This window comes from Streptomyces sp. NPDC050485 (assembly GCF_044458185.1).
GTDB lineage: Bacteria > Actinomycetota > Actinomycetes > Streptomycetales > Streptomycetaceae > Streptomyces.
In genome coordinates, this window is the sequence record NZ_JBITHR010000024.1 from 43333 (window position 1) to 64420 (window position 21088).

A 21088-nucleotide genomic window follows, 5' to 3' on the forward strand; every position below is an offset into this window, starting at 1 on the left:
AATCTAGCCACAGACACCAGCAAAAGGGAAGAAAAGCCGCTAAATGGGGCATAGTTCAAAAAGTTGGGGCGTCCAGCCCGTGAAGCTCTCCTGCGTGCACGCTTCCTCACGTAGAGTGCCGAACGTGCCCGTCCGACCCGTAACTCTTTCGAGTGACCATCGTTGAGAGTGCGGAGGCGATTGAAAGAACAAGCGCTCGGGCAGGTGTCCGAGAGCGTCAATCGCACAGGTGACACATGTACCCAGCCTGGAGGCTCAAGGTGACGCGCATCAGCTGCGGAGGGCGGCCATGACATCAGTCCTCGTCTGCGACGACTCCCCGCTTGCCCGCGAGGCGCTCCGCCGCGCGGTTGCGACCGTGCCCGGCGTCGAGCGTGTGACGACGGCGGCCAACGGCGAGGAAGTCCTCCGCCGCTGGGGTGCCGACCGCTCGGACCTGATTCTGATGGACGTACGCATGCCCGGACTGGGCGGCGTGGAGACCGTCCGCCGGCTGCTGTCCGCGGATCCGGGCGCCCGGATCATCATGCTCACGGTCGCCGAGGACCTCGACGGGGTCGCGCTCGCGGTCGCCGCCGGTGCCCGCGGCTATCTGCACAAGGACGCCTCGCGCGCCGAACTGCGGGCGACCGTGACCCAGGCGCTCGCCGACCCGACCTGGCGGCTCGCCCCGCGCAGACTGCGGTCGGCCGAGATGGGCGCCGCGCCGACCCTCACCGCGCGTGAGATCCAGGTGCTCGAAGGCATGAGCCACGGCCGCTCCAACGCCGAGATCGGCCGTGAGCTGTTCCTGTCCGAGGACACGGTCAAGACGCATGCCCGGCGGCTGTTCAAGAAGCTCGGTGCCTCGGACCGGGCGCATGCCGTGGCGCTCGGTTTCCGCTGGGGTCTGGTGCGCTGACGGCGCTTTGCACAGCCGGTCGGAGCCCCGTCCGCCGTCGGGCGGACGGGCCCGGTCGCCCCGCGAACGGCAGCAGTAGGTGTTGCTTCCGCCGCGATGCCGCATCCTTGTAGGTGTGGAGTTCCTCGGGGACAGGTCGGTCGAGCGGGAGGGGGGTGCAGGGGATGAGTTCCGGCGCACCCGCTCATAACGCTTCGGTGCACAACTACGGACGCGGTGCCACGGACAGGACGACGCCGGGGCACCATGGATCGATGCGCGACGACGAGGCTGCGGCCCACGGGGTCATCGGTGCACTCGTCCACCGTGCGGTCGACGGCGACGAGCAGGCCACGCACGATCTCCTCGCGCACGTTCACCCACTCGCGCTGCGCTACTGCCGCACCCGGCTGAACCGCCTTCCGGGTGATGCTCGCCACTTCGTCGAGGACCTGGCCCAGGAAGTCTGCGTCGCCGTACTGATGGCGCTGCCGCGCTACCGCGACACCGGACGGCCCTTCGAGGCCTTCGTCTTCGCCATCGCCTCGCACAAGGTCGCCGACCTCCAGCGGGCCGCGATGCGCCACCCCGGTTCGACGGCTGTGCCGTCCGACGAGATGCCGGAGCGGCCCGACGACTCGCTCGGCCCCGAGGAGCGCGCCCTGCTCAGCAGCGACGCGGCGTGGGCCAAGAAGCTGCTCGCCAACCTGCCGGAGAACCAGCGGGAGCTCCTGGTGCTGCGGGTCGCGGTCGGCCTCACCGCCGAGGAGACCGGGCAGATGCTGGGGATGTCGCCGGGCGCGGTCCGGGTGGCCCAGCACCGCGCGCTGAGCAGGCTGCGGGCGCTCGCGGAGCAGTAGGCGTGCCTTTGTGCCCACGGGAATGCGAAACCCGTACGAACGCACAAAGAATCTCGATGATCTTGCTCGTGGAATGAGACACCCATATAGCCCGTTAGCATGGACATCCGCACCGATCAAGGCCATGGGGAAGGTGTCATGACTGCAAACGTCGACGGAGTGCCCGAGAAATTCGCGACGCTCGGGCTGACATACGACGACGTGCTGTTGCTGCCGGGCGCGTCCGACATGGCGCCCGACCAGATCGACACCTCCTCGCACCTCTCGAAGAACGTCAAGGTGAACGTCCCGCTGCTCTCCGCGGCGATGGACAAGGTCACCGAGGCGCGGATGGCCATCGCCATGGCCCGCCAGGGCGGCGCGGGCGTACTGCACCGCAACCTCTCCATCGAGGACCAGGCCAACCAGGTCGACCTGGTGAAGCGCTCCGAGTCCGGCATGGTCACCGACCCGATCACGGTGCACCCGGACGCGACGCTGCGCGAGGCCGACGAGCTGTGCGCCAAGTTCCGCATCAGCGGCGTCCCGGTGACCGACTCGGCGGGCAAGCTGCTCGGCATCGTCACCAACCGCGACATGGCCTTCGAGTCGGACCGCAGCCGTCAGGTGCGCGAGGTCATGACCCCGATGCCGCTGGTCACCGGCAAGGTCGGCATCTCCGGCGTGGACGCCATGGAGCTGCTGCGCCGCCACAAGATCGAGAAGCTGCCGCTCGTCGACGACCAGGGCATCCTCAAGGGCCTCATCACGGTCAAGGACTTCGTCAAGGCCGAGAAGTACCCGGGCGCCGCCAAGGACAAGGACGGCCGGCTGCTCGTCGGTGCCGCCGTCGGTGTCGCGGGTGACGCCTACGAGCGCGCCCAGGCGCTGATCGCCGCCGGTGTCGACTTCATCGTCGTGGACACCGCGCACGGCCACTCCCGCCTGGTCGGCGACATGGTCGCCAAGATCAAGTCGAACTCGGCGGGCGTCGACGTCATCGGCGGCAACATCGCCACCCGGGACGGCGCCCAGGCGCTCATCGACTCGGGCGTCGACGGCATCAAGGTCGGCGTCGGCCCCGGCTCCATCTGCACGACCCGCGTCGTCGCCGGCATCGGCGTCCCGCAGGTCACCGCGATCTACGAGGCCTCGCTCGCCGCCAAGGCCGCGGGCGTCCCGGTCATCGGCGACGGCGGCCTGCAGTACTCCGGCGACATCGCCAAGGCCCTGGTCGCGGGCGCCGACACGGTGATGCTGGGCTCGCTGCTCGCGGGCTGCGAGGAGTCCCCGGGCGAGCTGCTGTTCATCAACGGCAAGCAGTTCAAGTCGTACCGCGGCATGGGCTCGCTCGGCGCCATGCAGTCCCGGGGCGAGCAGCGCTCGTTCTCCAAGGACCGGTACTTCCAGGAGACCGTGTCCACCGACGACAAGCTGATCCCGGAAGGCATCGAGGGCCAGGTGCCCTACCGAGGCCCGCTCTCCGCGGTCGTCCACCAGCTCGTCGGCGGTCTGCGCCAGTCGATGTTCTACGTCGGCGGCCGCAACGTACCCGAGCTTCAGCAGAACGGCCGGTTCGTCCGGATCACCTCGGCGGGCCTCAAGGAGAGCCACCCGCACGACATCCAGATGACGGTCGAAGCGCCGAACTACAACAGGCGCTGACACCCGCAGAGCGCCCGAGGGGCGGTCCCGGAGTTCCCGGGGCCGCCCCTCGGACGTATGTCGGGGATACTGGGGCATGCAGACGTAGAGGGAAAGGCCCACACAACGTGACTGAGATCGAGATCGGGCGCGGCAAGCGCGGCCGCAGGGCGTACGCGTTCGACGACATCGCCATCGTCCCGAGCCGGCGCACCCGGGACCCCAAGGAGGTCTCGATCGCCTGGCAGATCGACGCCTACCGTTTTGAACTGCCCTTCCTGGCCGCCCCCATGGACTCCGTGGTCTCGCCGCAGACGGCGATCCGCATCGGCGAGCTCGGCGGCCTCGGCGTGCTGAACCTCGAAGGCCTGTGGACCCGGTACGAGGACCCGCAGCCGCTCCTCGACGAGGTAGCCGAGCTGGACGAGGCCGCCGCGACCCGCCGCCTCCAGGAGATCTACGCGGCCCCGATCAAGGAAGAGCTGATCGGGCAGCGCATCAAGGAGGTGCGCGACTCCGGTGTCGTCACCGCCGCCGCGCTCTCCCCGCAGCGCACCGCCCAGTTCTCCAAGGCCGTCGTGGACGCGGGTGTCGACATCTTCGTCATCCGCGGCACCACCGTCTCGGCCGAGCACGTCTCCGGTGCCGCCGAGCCGCTCAACCTGAAGCAGTTCATCTACGAGCTGGACGTCCCGGTCATCGTCGGCGGCTGCGCCACGTACACCGCGGCCCTGCACCTGATGCGCACTGGTGCGGCCGGCGTCCTGGTGGGCTTCGGCGGCGGCGCCGCGCACACCACCCGCAACGTCCTGGGCATCCAGGTCCCGATGGCCACCGCCGTCGCCGATGTCGCCGCGGCCCGCCGCGACTACATGGACGAGTCCGGCGGCCGGTACGTGCACGTCATCGCGGACGGCGGTGTCGGCTGGTCCGGCGACATCCCCAAGGCCGTCGCCTGCGGCGCCGACTCGGTGATGATCGGCTCCCCGCTGGCCCGCGCCACCGACGCGCCGGGCCGCGGCCACCACTGGGGCATGGAGGCCGTGCACGAGGACGTGCCGCGCGGAAAGCTCGTCGACCTGGGCATCGTCGGCACCACGGAGGAGATCCTCACGGGTCCCTCGCACACCCCGGACGGTTCGATGAACCTGTTCGGCGCTCTGCGCCGCTCGATGGCGACGACCGGCTACAGCGAGCTCAAGGAGTTCCAGCGGGTCGAGGTCACGGTGGCGGACGCGCAGCACAAGCGCTGAGGTTCGGCACGCGGAAGGGGCCCGGATCGTCTGGCGATCCGGGCCCCTTCCGCGTGCGGTTTCGGGCGGCTTCTCAGGCGGAGGCCTTCTTGGCGCCCGAGAAGGCGGCCACGGCGGCGATCACGAAGAAGACGAAGGTGAGCGGGTCGGCGCCGGCCTTCCAGGCCTCGTTCAGGAGGCCGAAGTGCTGGAAGAACATCTCCGAAACGGTCACCGGGAGCTCCTTGGAGGCGATGATCGCCTCGCCGAGGAGCTGGCCGAAGTAGACGGCGACCAGCGAGAGCACGGCGCCGAGGACGGGCAGGGCGGCGCTGCGGCCGCCCGCCTTGCCACCGGCGAAGCCGACCAGGAAGCCGACGCCCACGGCCGCATAGCCGATCTCGTGCTTGGTGGCGCCGATGATCGCACCGTAGATGCCCGCAGTGACGACGGCGGCGACGATCGCGGCGATCAGTCCGAGCGCGAAGTTTTCCCGCACCGGAGCGGCCGGCGGGGCCATCGGGTAGCCGAAGGCTGCCTGCGGCTGCTGGGTCTGGCCGAACTGGCCCGGCTGCTGGCCCGGCTGCTGTGGCGGCGGAAAGGACTGGCTCATCTTCGTGTTCCCCCCTGAAACATGGACAAGCGCACGATTGTGCGATTGAGCGGCCCCGAAGATTAGCAGTCCCTCGCGCCGACGTCATAAGAAATGTGTAAGGCCCTGCATCAGAGCCGGTGGGCGGCTCCCGCCGGGGTCGCGCCGCGGGTGTCCAGAAGGAGCTGCGCCTTGACGGCGAGACCCTGGAGGTCGTACGTGCGGTGGTGCTGGAGCAGCACCGTCAGATCGGCGTGGGCGGCCGCCTCGTACAGCGAGTCCGCGCGCGGAACCGGCTGGTCGCGCACGCGCCAGGCGGGCACGTGCGGATCGTGGTACGTGATCTGGGCGCCCAGAGCCATCAGCCGGCCGGCGATCTCCTGGGCGGGGGAGCCCTCCTGGTCGGCCGAGTCCGGCTTGTAGGTGACGCCGAGCAGCAGAACGCGGGCGCCGCGGGCCGACTTGCCGTGCTCGTTGAGGAGCGTGGTGGAGCGCCGGATGACGTAGCTCGGCATGTGTGCGTTGATCTCGCGGGCCAGACCGACCATCCGCAGGCCCGCGTACGGGAGCGGGGCCGGGTCGAGCGGGATGCCGTGGCCGCCGACGCCCGGGCCCGGCCGGAACGCCTGGAAGCCGAACGGCTTGGTCTCCGCACAGCGGATGACGTCCCAGAGGTCGACGCCCATGTCGTGGCAGAGCACGGCCATTTCGTTGACCAGGGCGATGTTGACGTGCCGGAAGTTGGTTTCGAGGAGCTGGGACATCTCGGCCTCGCGCAGGCCCCGGGCGCGGACCACCTTGTCGGTGAGCCGGCCGTAGAACGCGGCGGCCGATTCGGTGCAGGCGGGGGTGAGGCCGCCGATGACCTTGGGGATGGCCGCGTAGGGGTGGGTGCGGTTGCCGGGGTCGGCGCGGCTGGGCGAACAGGCGAGGTGGAAGTCGCGCCCGGCCCGCAGGCCCGAGCCCTCTTCGAGGAGCGGGCGCAGGAACTCCCCGGTGGTGCCGGGGTGTCCGGGCGACTCCAGGATGACGGTGGTGTGCGGGCGCAGCCGCGCGGCGAGCGCCCGGGCCGCTTCGGCGACCGGGCCGAGGTCGAGGGTGCGGTCGGCGGCGAGGCGGGTGGGCGCGCAGATGACGGCGGTACGGACCCGGCCGAGCTCGGCCGGGTCGGTTGCGGTCCGGAAGCCCCCCGAGAGCATCCGGCGCAGATCGGCGGGGGTGAGCGAGCCGTCGACCGGGGTGCGGCCCGCGTTGAGTTCCGCGATGGCGTGTGGATCCGTGTCGTGGCCGACGGTCTGGATGCCGGCGGCGACGGCGGCTTGGGCGAGGGGCAGGCCCAGGTGGCCGAGTCCGATGACGGCGAGATCTGCGGGCATGTGGCCGTCCTTTCCCTTAGCCGGAGGGGACATGGAGCGCAAGCCCTGTGGACAGAACGAGCGTGCGGAATGTCAGACTAGGAGGAAATATGACTGATTTGCGGCATTGTGCGGGTGAGGGAACCCGAGTGTTGTCCACAGGCGGTGGCCGATGTCGGTGGTCCCGTCCAGAATCGAAGTTGTGAGCCAGACCACCCGGTCTGCGGAACCACCCCGATCAACGGGAGGCAAGCCGTGAGGACAGCGACACTGGGACCCGAGCAGCGCGCACACGCACTCGCCGCCATGGCCGAGCGCGAACTGGACGTGCTGGTCGTGGGCGCGGGGGTGGTCGGCGCGGGCACGGCACTCGATGCGGCGACCCGGGGCCTGGCCACCGGTCTGGTCGAGGCGCGGGACTGGGCGTCCGGCACATCGAGCCGCTCCAGCAAGCTGATCCACGGCGGGCTGCGCTATCTGGAGATGCTCGACTTTGCCCTCGTGCGCGAGGCGCTGAAGGAGCGCGGCCTGCTCCTGGAACGGCTCGCCCCGCACCTGGTGAAGCCGGTGCCGTTCCTCTACCCGCTGCAGCACAAGGGGTGGGAGCGGCTGTACGCCGGATCGGGCGTGGCGCTCTACGACGCGATGTCGGTGTCGTCGGGGCACGGCAGGGGCCTGCCGACGCACCGTCATCTGAGCCGTCGCCACGCGCTGCGCGTCGCCCCCGCGTTGAAGAAGGACGCGCTGGTCGGGGCCTTGCAGTACTACGACGCCCAGATGGACGACGCCCGTTATGTGACCACCCTGGTGCGCACCGCCGCCTCGTACGGTGCGCACGTCGCCAACCGGGCCCGCGTCGTGGGCTTCCTGCGCGAGGGCGAACGCGTTGTCGGTGCCAGGGTGCAGGATGGAGAAGCGGGCGGGGAGTACGAGGTCCGCGCCAAGCAGGTGGTCAACGCGACCGGGGTGTGGACCGACGACACCCAGGCGCTGATCGGAGAGAGGGGGCAGTTCCATGTACGGGCCTCGAAGGGCATCCACCTGGTGGTGCCCAAGGACCGGATCCACTCGAATACCGGGCTGATCCTGCGGACCGAGAAGTCCGTGCTGTTCGTCATTCCCTGGGGCCGGCACTGGATCATCGGCACCACCGACACCGACTGGGATCTCGACAAGGCGCACCCGGCCGCGTCCAGCGCCGACATCGACTACCTTCTCGAACACGTCAACTCGGTCCTCGCGGTGCCTTTGACCAGGGACGACGTCCAGGGCGTGTACGCCGGTCTGCGACCGCTGCTCGCCGGGGAGTCGGATGCCACCAGCAAGCTCTCGCGCGAGCACACGGTCGCGCACCCGGTGCCGGGGCTCGTGGTCGTGGCGGGCGGCAAGTACACGACGTACCGGGTGATGGCGAAGGACGCGGTCGACGAGGCGGTGCACGCGCTGGACCAGCGGGTGGCGGCCTGCGTCACCGAGGACATCCCGCTGCTTGGCGCCGAGGGGTACCGGGCGCTGTGGAACGCCAGGGCCAGGATCGCGGCCAGGACCGGGCTCCATGTGGTGCGCGTGGAGCACCTGTTGAACCGGTACGGCTCGATGGCCGAGGACCTGCTTGAGCTGATCACCGCCGATCCCTCGCTCGGCGAGCCGCTCGGCGCGGCGGACGACTACCTGCGCGCGGAGGTCGTCTACGCCGCCTCGCACGAGGGCGCCCGCCACCTCGACGACGTGCTGACCCGGCGGACCCGGATCTCGATCGAGACCTTCGACCGGGGGACGCGCTCGGCCAGGGAGTGCGCGGAGTTGATGGCACCGGTGCTCGGCTGGGACAAGAAACAGATCGAGAAGGAGGTGGAGCACTACGAGAAGCGGGTGGAGGCCGAGCGGGAGTCGCAGCGCCAGCCGGACGACCTGACGGCGGACGCGGCCCGCCTGGGGGCGCCTGACATCGCACCGGTGTAGGGCGGGCCTGCCTCGGGGCGCCGGACATCGCGCCTGTCTAGGTGGTGTCCGGGCAGAACTCGGCGTCGAGCAGGGCGAGTTCGCGGGAGGGCTGGGTGAGGCCGTCGGTATTGACGCGGAAGACGGCGGTGTGGCGGCCGTCCGGGGTGGCCGCGGCGCGGACGTAGCTGCCGGAGATGCGGCCGTTGTGGCCCCACACGGTCAGGCCGCAGGAGAGCCGCTGCGGATAGACGCCCAGGGCGTAAATGCCCCGGGTGGCGGTGGTGCTGAGCAGTTCGCGCTGCTGGGCCGCGGGCAGCAGGGCGCCGCTGAGCAGGGCCGCGTAGAAGCGGCTGAGATCGGCGAGGGTCGAGATCAGCTCGCCGGAGGCGCCCGCCTGGCGCGGGTCGAGTTCGGTGACGTCCTTGCCGTCAGGGGCGTAGCCGCGGCTGTGCGGATCGGGGAGCGTGGTGCGGGCGCCCGGGAAGGAGGTGCCGGTGAGACGGAGCGGGGTGATGATGCGGCGGTCGGCCTCGGTGGCGTAACTGCGGCCGGTGACCTGCTGGATGACCAGGCCGAGCAGGACGTAGTCGGTGTTGGAGTAGGCGTACGTGCCGGGGCGCCCGGGGGAGTGGGCGAGGGCGGTGCGGATCGCTTCGGAGGGGGTGAGTGGAACCGGAACGGTGGTGTCCGCCGTGTAGTCGAAGAGACCGCTGGTGTGGGAGAGCAGGGAGCGCAGGGTGAGGTGGCGGCCGTCGTTGCCGTGCCCGCGCACCAGGCCGGGCAGATACCGGTCCACCGTGTCGTCCAGGCCGAGCCGGTGCTCGGCGGCCAACTGGAGTACGACGGTGGCCACGAAGGTCTTGGTGATGCTGCCCGCGCGGAAGTGGTCGTTCTGGCCGAGTCCGGAACCGGCGGTGCGGTACCGGGTGCCCGACGGGTCCTCGGCCAGCAGTGCGGCTGCCGGGGCGCCTGCGTCGGTGACCAGCCGGACGAGTGCGGTGTGCGAGGGGGAAGGGGTCGGCTCGCCGAGCAGCGGGGTCGTGCCGAGCGCGCACAGGGCCGTGGCCAGCGGCGCGACGAGCAGCGCCCGAAGCGTTGGCATGGCGGGCTTCCCTTCTTCGGAGCCATCTTGGCGGACGGCGGACCCGGGACCATCACCGGTCCCGGCGTGAGGGACAATGGGGGCTCTGCCAGGGCGGGTTACGGGCCTCGCGCGGACGCCGAGTTCGAGAACGGCTCCGATGCGGGCCGGGCACCCGGCAGGACAAGCAGGTCGGTAGCGGTGAGCCGGGCCGCCTCCATGAGGGCAGGTCACGGCAGGCCGCGGGCCGAGGCCGGCGCGGGCGAAGATCAGGAATCGCAGAGGGGACGCATGTCGGAGGCGGAGCAGTCGCGGGAACCCCAGCGGGACGAGCGGCAGGAACCGGGGGCGTCGTCGGCGCCCGCAGAATCTGCCTCGGGCGAGGCGGGCACGGAGCCCGGGCGGCGTACGGCGGACAAGGCTGACGCCGCCGCCCCGGCCGACCGGGCGGACAAGCCCGCTCCCCAGTCTGCTGGGGGCGCGGCGTCTGGTGAGGGCGCGGCTTCGGACACCGGTAAGGCCGACCAAGCCCCCGTCGCCGAGCGCGCGGATGACGGCGTCGCCGATGCCGGGCAGGGTGCCGCTGCGGCCAAGTCCGGTGCCGGTGCATCTGACGCGAAGCCGGCGGGCAAGGCTGTTGAGTCCAAGCCGGCTGCCAGGGCTGACGCCAACCCCGCTGCCAAGGCTGCTGGGTCCAACCCTGCGCCCAAGGCTGAGGCCAAGCCCGTTGCGAAGGCTGCCGATACCAAGCCCGCTTCCGGGGTTGACGCCGACCCGGCCGCCAAGGCTGCTGCGCCCAACCCTGCTCCCAAGGCTGAGGCCAAGTCGGGCTCTGCTCCGGCCGATCCTGCCGAGTCCAAATCCGTTGGCCGGGGTGCCGCGGACGGGCTGCAGGCTGTTCGGGGTGGGGAAGGGCGGTTGCTCGCTGGGCGGTATCGGCTCGGTGGGGTGCTCGGGCGGGGCGGGATGGGGACCGTCTGGCGGGCCGTGGACGAGACGCTCGGGCGGACCGTCGCCGTGAAGGAACTGCGGTTCCCCTCCAGCATCGACGACGAGGAGAAGCGCCGGCTCATCACGCGCACCCTGCGCGAGGCCAAGGCGATCGCCCGGATCCGCAACACCGCCGCCGTGACCGTCTACGACGTCGTGGACGAGGACGACCGGCCGTGGATCGTCATGGAGCTGGTCGAGGGCAAGTCGCTCGCCGAGGCGGTGCGCGAGGACGGCACGCTGACGCCCCGAAGAGCCGCCGAGGTGGGGCTCGCGATCCTCGACGTACTGCGTTCCGCGCACCGGGAAGGCATCCTGCACCGCGACGTCAAGCCGTCCAACGTGCTGATCGCCGAGGACGGCCGGGTCGTGCTGACCGACTTCGGCATCGCCCAGGTGGAGGGCGACCCCTCCATCACCTCCACCGGCATGCTCGTCGGCGCGCCTTCGTACATCTCGCCCGAGCGGGCCCGCGGCCACAAGCCCGGCCCCGCCGCCGACCTCTGGTCGCTGGGCGGGCTGCTGTACGCGAGCGTGGAAGGCGTGCCGCCGTACGACAAGGGTTCGGCGATCGCGACGCTGACCGCGGTGATGACCGAACCGGTCGACCCGCCCAAGAACGCGGGGCCGTTGCTGGAGCAGGTCATCTACGGTCTGCTCGCCAAGGACCCGGCGCAGCGGCTCGACAACGCCGCCGCGCGCAAGCTGCTCACCGAGGTGCTGAACGCCCCGGACCGCCCGGCCCCCGTGCCCGAGCCGGAGTCGCCCGAGGCGACCCGGGTGGTTCCGCTGCCGCCGGTCCCCGGCGAGCCGAAGACCGACGCGACCGCCGACCGGGTGCGGGGCGCGCTCAAGTCCGTACGCAACGCGGCTGCCGAGGCGAGGGCCTCGGCCAAGGAGAAGGCGCAGAGCGCCAGGGAGGCGCGGGACGTCCGCACGAAGGCGGTGCCCGTGCGGCCGAAGTCGTCGGCTTTGCCGTCGGGTCCGGTGCCGCCGCCGCGCGCCCCGCTCACCGATGTCGTGCCGCGCCGCACCCTCGTGATCATCGCGGTCGTGGCGGCGCTCGCGGTGCTCGGCACGGTGCTCGCCGTCACCCTCAGCGGAGGAGACGATTCCGCGGGCCGGCCCCAAGGCGGCAAGGCCGTGTCCAGCGGGCCCGCGACCGGTGGTTCCCCGGCGAGCAGCAAGAACGGGACCGGCAGCCAGCAGTCGTCCGGCGGTAACTCGCCGTCGGGCAACGGCTCCCCGGCGACGGCCGGACAGGGTGACGGCAAGAGCGACGACGGCAAGAGCACCGCCGGCACCGGTAACGGCACGACCAACGGCACCGGTAACGGCGACGGCAACAAGGGTGGTGCGACGGGCACTCCGGCCACCACCCCCTACCACGACAGCCAGGGCTTCACCATAGGTCTGCCCGCGGGCTGGTCGTACAAGTCGACCGACGACGCGGGCGCCCGCTTCACCGGCCCCAACGGGCAGCGCCTCCTGATCGGCTGGACCGACACCCCCAAGGGGAACCCGGTGACGGACTGGATGAGCCAGGAGTCGTCCATGACCAGGCCCGGCTACAAGCGGGTCAGGATAGCCGGGGTGGATTACCGGGGCTGGCCCGCGGCCGACTGGGAATTCACCTACAACGACAGCGCAACGAAGTACCACTCGGTGGACCGGGGGTTCGTCGTGAGCACCAGCCAGGGCTACGGGATCATGTTCTCGGCCAAGGACGAGGACTGGGCGAAGCCGGAGACCCAGCAGACGCTGGCCGCGCTCTTCGCCACCTTCCAGCCCGGCCCCAGCTGACCCGCCGTCCTCGAAGGCCGACCGGCCCGAGGGCTGACCCGCCGCCGGCGCGGGGGCTGCCGCGCCCGGGAAACGGGTATCCCCCGGACGTGATGCGGCGGGGCCACGTATCGTGAGAGCTCGCGGACCGTACGCAGCCGCAAGTGGCCGGTAATCGACCGGAATTGATGGATTGTGGCGAGGCTGCGGGGCTGAGGTCCGGGGGAACAGCGCGCTGTGGGGAGGCGTCGTGGACGACTACGCGGGCCGGGTGCTCGCCGGCCGCTACCGGCTGCCGCTGCCCTCCGACGACGCGTACGAACAGGCCGAGACGCGCGCCTTCGACACGTACAGCGGGCAGGAAGTCCTGGTCCGCCAGGTGCCGTTGCCGGAGGTCGTCGACGCGGAGGTACTCGACGGCGACGACGGGTCCGGCGGCGGGTACGGGGACGGATACGGGACGCCCGACGCCTATATGAGCGGGGGCGGATACGGCGCCGCGCCCGGCTACGGGCGGACCACCCGCAAACCCGCCGAGCCCGCCGTGCGCCGGGCCGTCGAGGCGGCGCAGGCGGCCGCGCAGATCCCCGACCATCCGCGGCTCGACCAGGTCTTCGACGTGTTCGCGGAGGACGGTTCGCTCTGGATAGTCAGCGAACTCGTCGCCGCGCGCCCGCTGTCGGCGCTGCTCGCCGAGCGGCCGCTGAACGCGTTCCGCGCCGCGGAGGTCGCCTCCGACGTGCTGACCGCGCTGCGGGTGCTGCACGCGCACGGCTGGACGCATCGCAATATCACCGCCCGTACGGTGCTGATATGCGATGACGGGCGGGTCGTGCTGACCGGGCTCGCGGTGGGCGCGGCGGAGGAGGCGCTGTGCGGGTACGTCACCGTGCCGCTCCCGCCGGACGGCGAAGGCTTCAACGAGGTGCCGCGGTACGCCGCTTCAGCGCCGGACCCGGACCCGGACCCCGAGCCGGCGCCGCGGTCCGTACCGCCCGGGGCCGGCGCGCGGCCCGGGGTGATCGCCGCGTACCGGGCGGGCGCCAGGGCCGCGGCGCGCACCGGAGCGGACGGCTCGCTTCCGGTCCAGCGCCCCGGGCCGGACATCGCGCCCCCCGCCTCGCGGCCCGACGTCCAGGGCCCCGGGCCGGACGCCGGCCTCCCTACCTCAGCCGGGCTCCCCACCTCAGCCGGGCTGCCCACTTCAGCCGAGCTCCCTACCTCAGCAGCGTTCCCCACTTCAGCCGGGCTCCCCGCCTCGCCCGAACAGGGCGCCCAGGCCGGGCTCGAAGGGACCTGGACCGGTCCGGACGGCCCCGGCGACCAGGGCATCTACGACCCCGTACGCGGTGTGCGGGTGCCGAGCGGGGCCGCCGCGAGCCCGTACGCCGAGAACGAGGGACCCGACTCCGGCCGCACCCGCCGCCAGTACGATCCGGTGACCGGCCGCTGGGTGCCCCGGCCCGCACCGCAGCAGGCCGACGCGGACGGGCCCAACTTCCGTACTTCTCAAGGGAATTCGGGGCGGAGCGCCCCCGCGCTGCCGCCCGCCGCGGCAGGCCCCGCCCCCCGGACCCCCGCGCTGCCCCCCGGCTTCCGGGCCGACGCCTTCCGCGCCGACTCCCAGCGCCGACCGCACCCCAGCACCCCGCAGCCCACCCCGGCCGAAGACCGGACGGCCGCACGGGAAGAGGAGCGCAGGGCCGCACAGGGATGGGGCAACGCGCGGGAACAGGTACCCGCCCGCACCCACGCCCAGGGCCGGCTGCCCGCACCGGCCCGCAGCGACAACCGGGAACGGTCGCTCGCCCCGGATCGCAACCACGCCCAGGGGCAGCCGGCCGACCCGGGACCCGCCCCCGAAAACCCCGCCGCCCCCTACCGCGGCCCCGCCACCCGCCTGGCCGCCGAGCGGGCCCGGCACACCCGGATGGTCGTCGTCGGGGCCGTCACCGAGCGGTGGGCGCCCGAGCAGGCCGGGCCCATACACGAGAACTGGCGGCTCGCGCCGCCCATCGGTCCCGCCACCGACCTCTGGGCGCTCGGGGCGCTGCTGTTCCGCGCGGTGCAGGGCCATGCCCCGTACCCCGAGGAGAGCGCGGCCGATCTCGCGCAGATGGTGTGCGGGGAGCCGCCCGCGTTCGCCGAGGAGTGCGGGCCGCTGCGGCCCGTCGTCGAGTCGCTGCTGCGCCAGGACCCCACCGAGCGGCCGGAGTTCGAGGAGCTGCGCGGCTGGCTGCGCTCGCTGGTGCGCTCGGCGCCAGAGCCGGAGGCGGGCACTCGCCTCGCCCCGCCGATGGTGCCGGACGCCAAGCGGCTGCCCGTGCTGCGCCGCCGGGGCGAACTCGTGCGCCGCAGACGGCGGTCCGCCGCCGCGCCCGTCGAGCACGGGCGGCACCGGCAGCGCCAGCCCGCGCCGCAGAGCGCGAGACCCAGATCGCTCGGCCGGCTGCTGCTCGTGCTGATCCTGGTGCTGATGGCCACGGCGGTCGGGTACGCCGTGCTGTTCATGCCCAGGTCGGGCTCCGCGCAGAACACCGGCAGCGCCACCCCGCCGCACTCGTCCGCGCAGGCGAGCCCCGGGCCGCGGCCCGGGGGCAGCGCCCAGGTGCCCGCGCCCGGCGGCACGCCGCCCGCCCAGCAGACGCAGACCACCGGCGCCGACGGGCCGAGCCCCGCCCCGGCCGCCGGTTACGCCGTGCGCAAGGACGCCGAGGGCTTCCAGGTCGGCGTCGACAAGAGCTGGCAGCGGCAGCCGATGAACGATGCCGGGCAAGTCCGTTATGTCGGCGGCGATTTCACCCTGATCGTCGTTCCCGGGCGGGACTCGGTACAGGGCGACGGCTCCGATCCGCTGGTCTACCAGGCGGACAAGGAGCGCGAACTCCAGCCCTTCCGGGACTCCAGCTGGTCCACGTCGAGCGGCCTGCGGCGGATCGACGTGGGGCAGCGGACCATGGCCGAGGGGCAGTTCACCTGGCGGGACAGCAGTGGGCGGCAGGTGTACGTCCGGAATCTGGCCATGATCATAAATGGCCGATATCACGTGGTCCAGGTCATCGGTCCGGAGGCGCAGCGCGACAAGGTCACGGAAATATATGGGCAGGCGACCGGTGCCTACCGGGCCACCCGCTGACGTTCCGTCACTCTGCGCAGTCTCCGAAATCGCCCCGCCCGCACGAGAATCGACGGATTTGCGGGGCGCCCGGCAGGGGCGAAAGACCTCATCATCGCGGGACCAACGGTCCGTATGGTCACGGTTGGGTGCCCCGAGGTTCCATGGCTGGATTCCGCTCCGTAACCTGGCCCCGTAGGAAAGGTCTGGCCGGGCGGGGGACGTGGAAAACACTCACAGCACGAGCGGCTCCGGGGCGGGGCTGCTGCTAGCCGGGCGCTACCGGCTCGGGGACGCGATAGGCCGCGGCGGCATGGGCAAGGTCTGGCGCGCCCACGACGAGCTCCTGCACCGCACCGTGGCCGTCAAGGAACTCACCGCGGCCCTGTACGTGTCCGAGGCCGACCGGGTGGTGCTGCACGCGCGCACCCAGAAGGAGGCCCGCGCCGCAGCCCGGATCACCCACCCCGGCGTCGTCACCGTCCACGACGTGCTCGACCACGACAGCCGCCCGTGGATCGTCATGCAGTACGTCGACGGGCCCTCGCTCGCCGACGCCGTCAAGGCCGCCGAAGGCCACCGCATCGAGGCGCGCGAGGCCGCCCGCATAGGGCTCCACGTCCTCGGCGCGCTGCGCGCCGCGCACTCCGCCGGCGTACTGCACCGCGACGTGAAGCCCGGCAACGTACTGCTGGCCAGCGACGGCCGGGTGCTGCTCACCGACTTCGGGATCGCCGCCATAGAGGGCGACGTCGCCATCACCAAGACCGGCGAACTCGTTGGCTCCATCGACTACCTGGCGCCCGAGCGGGTCCAGGGCGCCCACCCCGGCCCCGCCTCCGACCTGTGGTCGCTCGGTGCCACCCTGTATGCCGCGGTGCAGGGCGAGTCGCCGTTCCGCCGGGACTCGCCGATCTCCACCATGCAGGCCGTGGTGGCCGAGGAACCCCCGGCGCCGGACCGGGCCGGGCCGCTGGCCCCGGTCATCGTCGCGCTGCTGCGCAAGAGGCCGGAGGAGCGGCCCTCGGCCGAGGAGGCCGAGCGGATGTTCCTCGACGCGATGGAGGGGCGTACGTCCAAGTCGGCGCAGGCCTATGTGCCGACCCGTCAACTTTCAGAGGACGAGCTGCGCTCGGCGGCCGCCCCGGAGACCGGGCCCGCCGAGCTCGACCCGGCCCCGCGGCACCGGCCCGCTCCCGCGCGGCCCGCGCCGGTGCCCGTCGCCGCTCCGGCCCGCCGGGGGCGCCGGCGGACCGTCGCGCTGGCGGTCGCGCTGGCCGCGGTGATCGGGGTGGGCGCCGGATACGCGTTCATGAAGTACCAGAAGGACCAAGGAGGTTCGGGCGTCGGCAGCTCGGAGACCTCCGGCGCGACCGGCACCCCGCAGGCCGGCCATCAGCCGGGCGGCGGCGACCAGTCGGTGCCGGACGGCTGGCAGCGGGTCAAGGACCCGAGCGGCTTCAGCCTGCTGGTGCCCAAGGGCTGGCGGCGCCAGATGGACGGTGCCGAGACCGACTACACCCCGGACAACGGCAAGCACCGCATCCGGATCAGCGTCACCAAGGTGCCGGACTTCGAGAACCCGTACATGCACATGCTCAACATGGAGAAGTCGCTCAAGGACCGGCTGCCCCAGTACAAGCGGGTCACCCTGCACGGCAACAACTTCCGGGACCAGGTGAAGTCCTCGCTCTGGGAGTTCACGTACGTGGAGAAGGTGGACTTCCCCGGCAAGCGGCACGCGATCGACCAGATGTACTACGGAGACGGTGGCAGGCCCGAGTACGCGATCTACATGTCGGGGCCCGAGGACGACTGGGCCACCACCCGCCAGCAGTTCGACACGGTCCTGCAGGGCTGGCAGCCGAAACCCGTGACCGGCGGCTGACCGGGGCTTTCCGGCCTCTCGCGAACACCGCCGGAGCCGGGCCGGGGTGCGGCATGATGGGCCCCTGAACGTGTGCGGGGAGATCGAGGGGGAACCCGGTGCCCACAGCAGACCAGGATCCCAGAGATCCCCGGGAGCGGCTCAACTCCCGTCTGATCGCGGGGCGTTACCGCCTGCGCGACCGGCTCGGCCGGGGCGGGATGGGCACGGTCTGGCGCGCGTACGACGAACTCCTCGGCCGCCAGGTCGCCGTCAAGGAACTGCACCCCGAGGGCGGCGCGCCCGCCACCGCCGCACTGCGCGAGGCCCGCGCGGTCGCCCAGATCAAGCACCCGCACGTGATCGTCGTCCACGACGTCGTGGAGGAGTTCCCCGAAGGGGCCGCCGGGGGCGGACGTTCGTACATCGTGATGGAACTGGTCGACGGCGGCTCGCTCGCCGACCGGCTCGCCTCGGCCGGGCCGGTCGGGGTCGGCGAGGCCGCGCGCATGGGGATCGCGCTCCTCGGCGCCCTCGCCACCGCGCACGCCCGGGGGGTTCTCCACCGCGACCTCAAGCCCGCCAACGTGCTCATCGAGGAGGGCACCGGGCGGGTCGTGCTCACCGACTTCGGGATCGCCCAGGTGCCGGGCACCTCGACCATCAGCGAGGAGGGCGCGTTCGTCGGCTCGCCCGAATACACCGCGCCGGAGCGGATGCAGGGCGCGAGGGCCGGGCCCGAGTCGGACCTCTGGTCGCTCGGCGCGCTGCTGTGCGCGGCGCTGAGCGGCGAATCCCCCTTCCACCGCGACTCGTTGGGCGGGGTCCTGCACGCCGTCGTCCTGGACGAGATCCGCCCGCCGCGGGCCGCGGGCCCGCTGCTCCCCGTCGTGCACGGCCTCCTGGAGCGGGACCCGGCGCACCGCCTCGGCGCGGTGGAGGCGGAGTCGCTGCTGCGCACCTTCGCCGCGACCGGCAGCACGCCCATGCCGCGCTACGTGCCGACCGAGCGCGTCGCGCAGCGGCCTTCACCGCCCGAGGTGCCCGAGGTGCCCGAGGTGCCCGACGTGCCCGCGCCGCCGGTCGCCCCGGCGGCTCCCGCCGTCCGCCCGTGGCAGGCGCGGAGCGTGCTGGTCGGGGCCGCCCTGGTGATCGTGCTGGCCGGGGCGGGCGCGGCCATCGCGGTCTTCGCACTCGGCGATGCGGAAACGGTCGGCGGCTCGGTGCGGCAGTCCGCGCCGAGCGCGGGCGAGGCCCCGCCGTACGCGTCCTGGCGACCGCCCCCGCCGCCCCCGCCACCGCCCCGGCAGCCCCCGCCGCCGGTGCCCGCCGGGTACCAGTTCGTGCGCGACCCGGACGGCTTCGGCCTCACGCTGCCCGACGGATACGTCCGTACGACCGACACGCAGCGCGTCTTCTACACCTCGGCGGACGGCGCCCAGCGGATCGGCATCCGCACGCAGAACTCGGTGTCCGCAGGACCGCTCGGTGTGATGCGCGACTCGGCCGCCAACGGGCCCACCAGCAACCCCGGTTACCGCGACGGCAAGGTCACCGCGACCACCCATCACGGGCTCGACGCGGCGTTGTGGGAGTTCACCTGGGACGGCTTCACCAAGGCCGAGGGCGCCCGGCACACCTATGACGTGTGCTGGGACGAGTACGGGCGGATGTACGACGTGTGGGTCTCGGCACCGGTCGGCCGCCTCGACGAGGCGAAGCGGAACTTCGACACCGCCCTCGACTCCTTCGTCCCCGGGCCCTGAAGCCCCCGGCCCCGAATCCGCCGCACCCTGAAGTCCCCGCGTCCTGGGGCACCGCACCCTGAATCCCCCGCGCCCCGAATCCCCCGCCTTCTGTCACGGGTGTGCATCCGCGCATCTGTCAAGGTGGCACCGTGCGCGACCCTTCGTCAGGATGTGGACATGACGAACGATGGGGGACGGGCGAACGAGCCCACCAGCTACGGCCTGCGACCCCCGGAGCCCGCTCCGGTACCGCCGCAGACCCCGTACGAGCCGACGCAGCATCAGCAGACGGCGGCGGCCGACGGCACCGGCCGGCTGATCGGCGGCCGCTACCGGCTCGTCGGGCGGCTCGGGCACGGCGGCATGGGCACGGTCTGGCGGGCGCGCGACGAGGTCGTCGACCGTGATGTGGCGGTCAAGGAGCCGCGTGTGCCGGACCACTTGGGGGACCGCGAGCGGGCCAACGTCCACCTGCGCATGCAGCGCGAGGCCCGCGCCGCCGCCCGCATCGACCACCCGTCCGTGGTCACGGTGCACGACGTGGTGATGGAGGACGGCAGGCCGTGGATCGTGATGGAGCTCGTCCGCGGCCAGTCGCTCGCCGACCGGCTCCAGGAGGGCACCCTCGACGTCCGCGAGGCGTCCCGGATCGGGCTCGCGGTGCTCGGCGCGCTCGGTGCCGCCCACGAGGCGGGCGTACTGCACCGTGACGTCAAGCCGGACAACGTGCTGCTCGGCCGCGGCGACCGGGTCGTGCTCACCGACTTCGGCATCGCCCAGGTCGAGGGCGAGCAGGGCCTGACCGAGACCGGCGCGTTCGTCGGTTCGCCCGAATTCATCGCCCCGGAACGGGTGTTGGGGCAGCGTCCGGGCCCCGAGTCCGACCTGTGGTCGCTCGGCGTCGTGCTGTACGCGGCGGTCGAGGGCATGTCGCCCTACCGCCGCAGCAACACCCCCGCCACCCTCCAGGCGGTGCTCTCCGCAGAACCGCAGATGCCCGCCCGGGGCTCCGGCGCGTTCGGCACCCTCGTCATGCAGCTCCTGCGCAAGGACCCCGCGGCCAGGCCGGCCGCCGCCGAGATCCGGGCGGTCCTGGCACCGGCGGCCGGCCCGGCGCCGGCCGCGCCCGCGGCGACCCGGCTGTACGCGGGCGACTCGGCGCCGAACGGCGGAAGTCGCTGGGTGCCGCCGGTCCTCGTCGGCAACCGGGCGGCCCAGTACGGGCTCGGCGGCGGGCTGCTCGCCGTGGCGGTCGCGCTCGCGCTGGTCCTGACCGATCCGTTCGGCGGCGGCGGGCTTCCGGCCGGCTGGCAGGTCCGGCCGGAGAACGAGGTGCTGCACGCGGACATGGCGGTCCCCGAGGACTACGCGCGCAGCCAGGGCAACGAGGGCGACAACGTCACGTACGCGGACCCGAGCGCGGTGTTCAGGATCTACGCCGACCGGATCGACCCGGCCAGCGGCAAGAACGACAAGAACGACAAATCACTGCCCGCGGACCCCGCCGCGTGGAAGGCGTACTACGAGAAGGGCGGTCAGAACGGCACGGAGTTCAAGGACGGCGGGGTGACCACCAAGACGGTGCGGCACCAGGGCAAGAACGCGTACGACGTCGTCACCGACTACACGCCGTTGTCCTCCCCCGACCCCGTTCCGACCCGCTACCGCTTCCACGAGCTGCTCGTGCCCGGGAAGGGCACCGGCTACTGGCGGCTGCGCGTCTCGATGCCCGCGGCGGGCAAGGCGGCCAAGGACGGCGAGGCGCTGTTCCGCCAGGTCGCGGACGGGCTCAAGATCCACGATCTGTAGGCCGGCCGGGGACTCGACCGGGATCCGTCACAGCTCGCGGAGAGGGCGCTGTGACGGATCACAGCTCGTTCCACTTGCGGGAGTTCACCGGGTCCGGACGCTCGTAAGCCGCTGATCAGCGGTTACGCAGCCAGCGATCGCTGGCGCGGTTACCGGGGGTCCGAAAACCCGTTACCGACGGGTACCGAAAGTGCCCGCCCGGGCATACCC

The 21088-nt window shown here is 72.2% G+C and carries 13 protein-coding genes; 10 read left to right on the plus strand and 3 right to left on the minus strand.

From position 1 onward, the window contains the following. Positions 1-289: 289 nt before the first annotated feature. The 4 genes from ACIBK6_RS34065 (at position 290) to ACIBK6_RS34080 (ending at position 4616) form a co-directional block, all read left to right on the plus strand. Positions 290-901, plus strand: a complete 612-nt coding sequence (locus ACIBK6_RS34065; protein WP_003948568.1) for a response regulator transcription factor — start codon at positions 290-292, stop codon at positions 899-901. 254 nt (positions 902-1155) lie between these two features. After that, a complete protein-coding gene (locus ACIBK6_RS34070; protein ID WP_399055932.1) occupies positions 1156-1740 on the plus strand; it encodes a sigma-70 family RNA polymerase sigma factor in 585 nt (194 codons plus the stop codon). Between the two features lie 138 nt (positions 1741-1878). Further along, positions 1879-3384: an IMP dehydrogenase gene (gene guaB / locus ACIBK6_RS34075; protein ID WP_399055934.1), complete on the plus strand. Its 1506-nt coding sequence runs from the start codon at positions 1879-1881 to the stop codon at positions 3382-3384. 107 nt (positions 3385-3491) lie between these two features. Further along, positions 3492-4616 carry a GuaB3 family IMP dehydrogenase-related protein gene (locus ACIBK6_RS34080; RefSeq protein WP_365436052.1) on the plus strand — a complete coding sequence of 375 codons (1125 nt, stop codon included), beginning with the start codon at positions 3492-3494 and terminating at the stop codon, positions 4614-4616. Between the two features lie 73 nt (positions 4617-4689). Here ACIBK6_RS34080 and ACIBK6_RS34085 read toward each other — a convergent pair whose 3' ends face one another. Continuing rightward, positions 4690-5208, minus strand: coding sequence for a hypothetical protein (locus ACIBK6_RS34085; protein WP_399055936.1), 519 nt, complete (start codon positions 5206-5208; stop codon positions 4690-4692). 110 nt (positions 5209-5318) lie between these two features. After that, positions 5319-6563: a nucleotide sugar dehydrogenase gene (locus tag ACIBK6_RS34090; RefSeq protein WP_399055938.1), complete on the minus strand. Its 1245-nt coding sequence runs from the start codon at positions 6561-6563 to the stop codon at positions 5319-5321. A 234-nt stretch (positions 6564-6797) separates the two neighbouring features. Here ACIBK6_RS34090 and ACIBK6_RS34095 point away from each other — a divergent pair, with 234 nt between their 5' ends. Next, on the plus strand, positions 6798-8504 hold the full coding sequence (locus ACIBK6_RS34095) for a glycerol-3-phosphate dehydrogenase/oxidase (protein WP_399055940.1): 1707 nt from the start codon (positions 6798-6800) through the stop codon (positions 8502-8504). Positions 8505-8541: 37 nt separating this feature from the next. Here the strand turns inward: ACIBK6_RS34095 and ACIBK6_RS34100 are convergent, their stop codons facing one another. After that, a complete protein-coding gene (locus ACIBK6_RS34100; protein WP_399055942.1) occupies positions 8542-9588 on the minus strand; it encodes a serine hydrolase domain-containing protein in 1047 nt (348 codons plus the stop codon). A gap of 867 nt (positions 9589-10455) precedes the next feature. Between ACIBK6_RS34100 and ACIBK6_RS34105 the strand changes: the two genes are divergently transcribed. From ACIBK6_RS34105 to ACIBK6_RS34125, 5 genes are all read left to right on the plus strand, one after another. Further along, positions 10456-12360: a protein kinase gene (locus ACIBK6_RS34105; RefSeq protein ID WP_399056037.1), complete on the plus strand. Its 1905-nt coding sequence runs from the start codon at positions 10456-10458 to the stop codon at positions 12358-12360. Positions 12361-12589: 229 nt separating this feature from the next. Continuing rightward, complete coding sequence (locus ACIBK6_RS34110; RefSeq protein WP_399055944.1) at positions 12590-15475, plus strand: protein kinase; 2886 nt, start codon at positions 12590-12592, stop codon at positions 15473-15475. 202 nt (positions 15476-15677) lie between these two features. Further along, positions 15678-17342: a serine/threonine-protein kinase gene (locus tag ACIBK6_RS34115; RefSeq protein ID WP_399055946.1), complete on the plus strand. Its 1665-nt coding sequence runs from the start codon at positions 15678-15680 to the stop codon at positions 17340-17342. Positions 17343-17440: 98 nt separating this feature from the next. Next, the gene (locus ACIBK6_RS34120; RefSeq protein ID WP_399055948.1) at positions 17441-19087 is read left to right on the plus strand and encodes a serine/threonine-protein kinase; all 1647 of its coding nucleotides are present in this window, start codon (positions 17441-17443) and stop codon (positions 19085-19087) included. 159 nt (positions 19088-19246) lie between these two features. Beyond that, on the plus strand, positions 19247-20878 hold the full coding sequence (locus ACIBK6_RS34125; protein ID WP_399055950.1) for a serine/threonine-protein kinase: 1632 nt from the start codon (positions 19247-19249) through the stop codon (positions 20876-20878). The last annotated feature ends 210 nt before the right edge of the window (positions 20879-21088 follow it).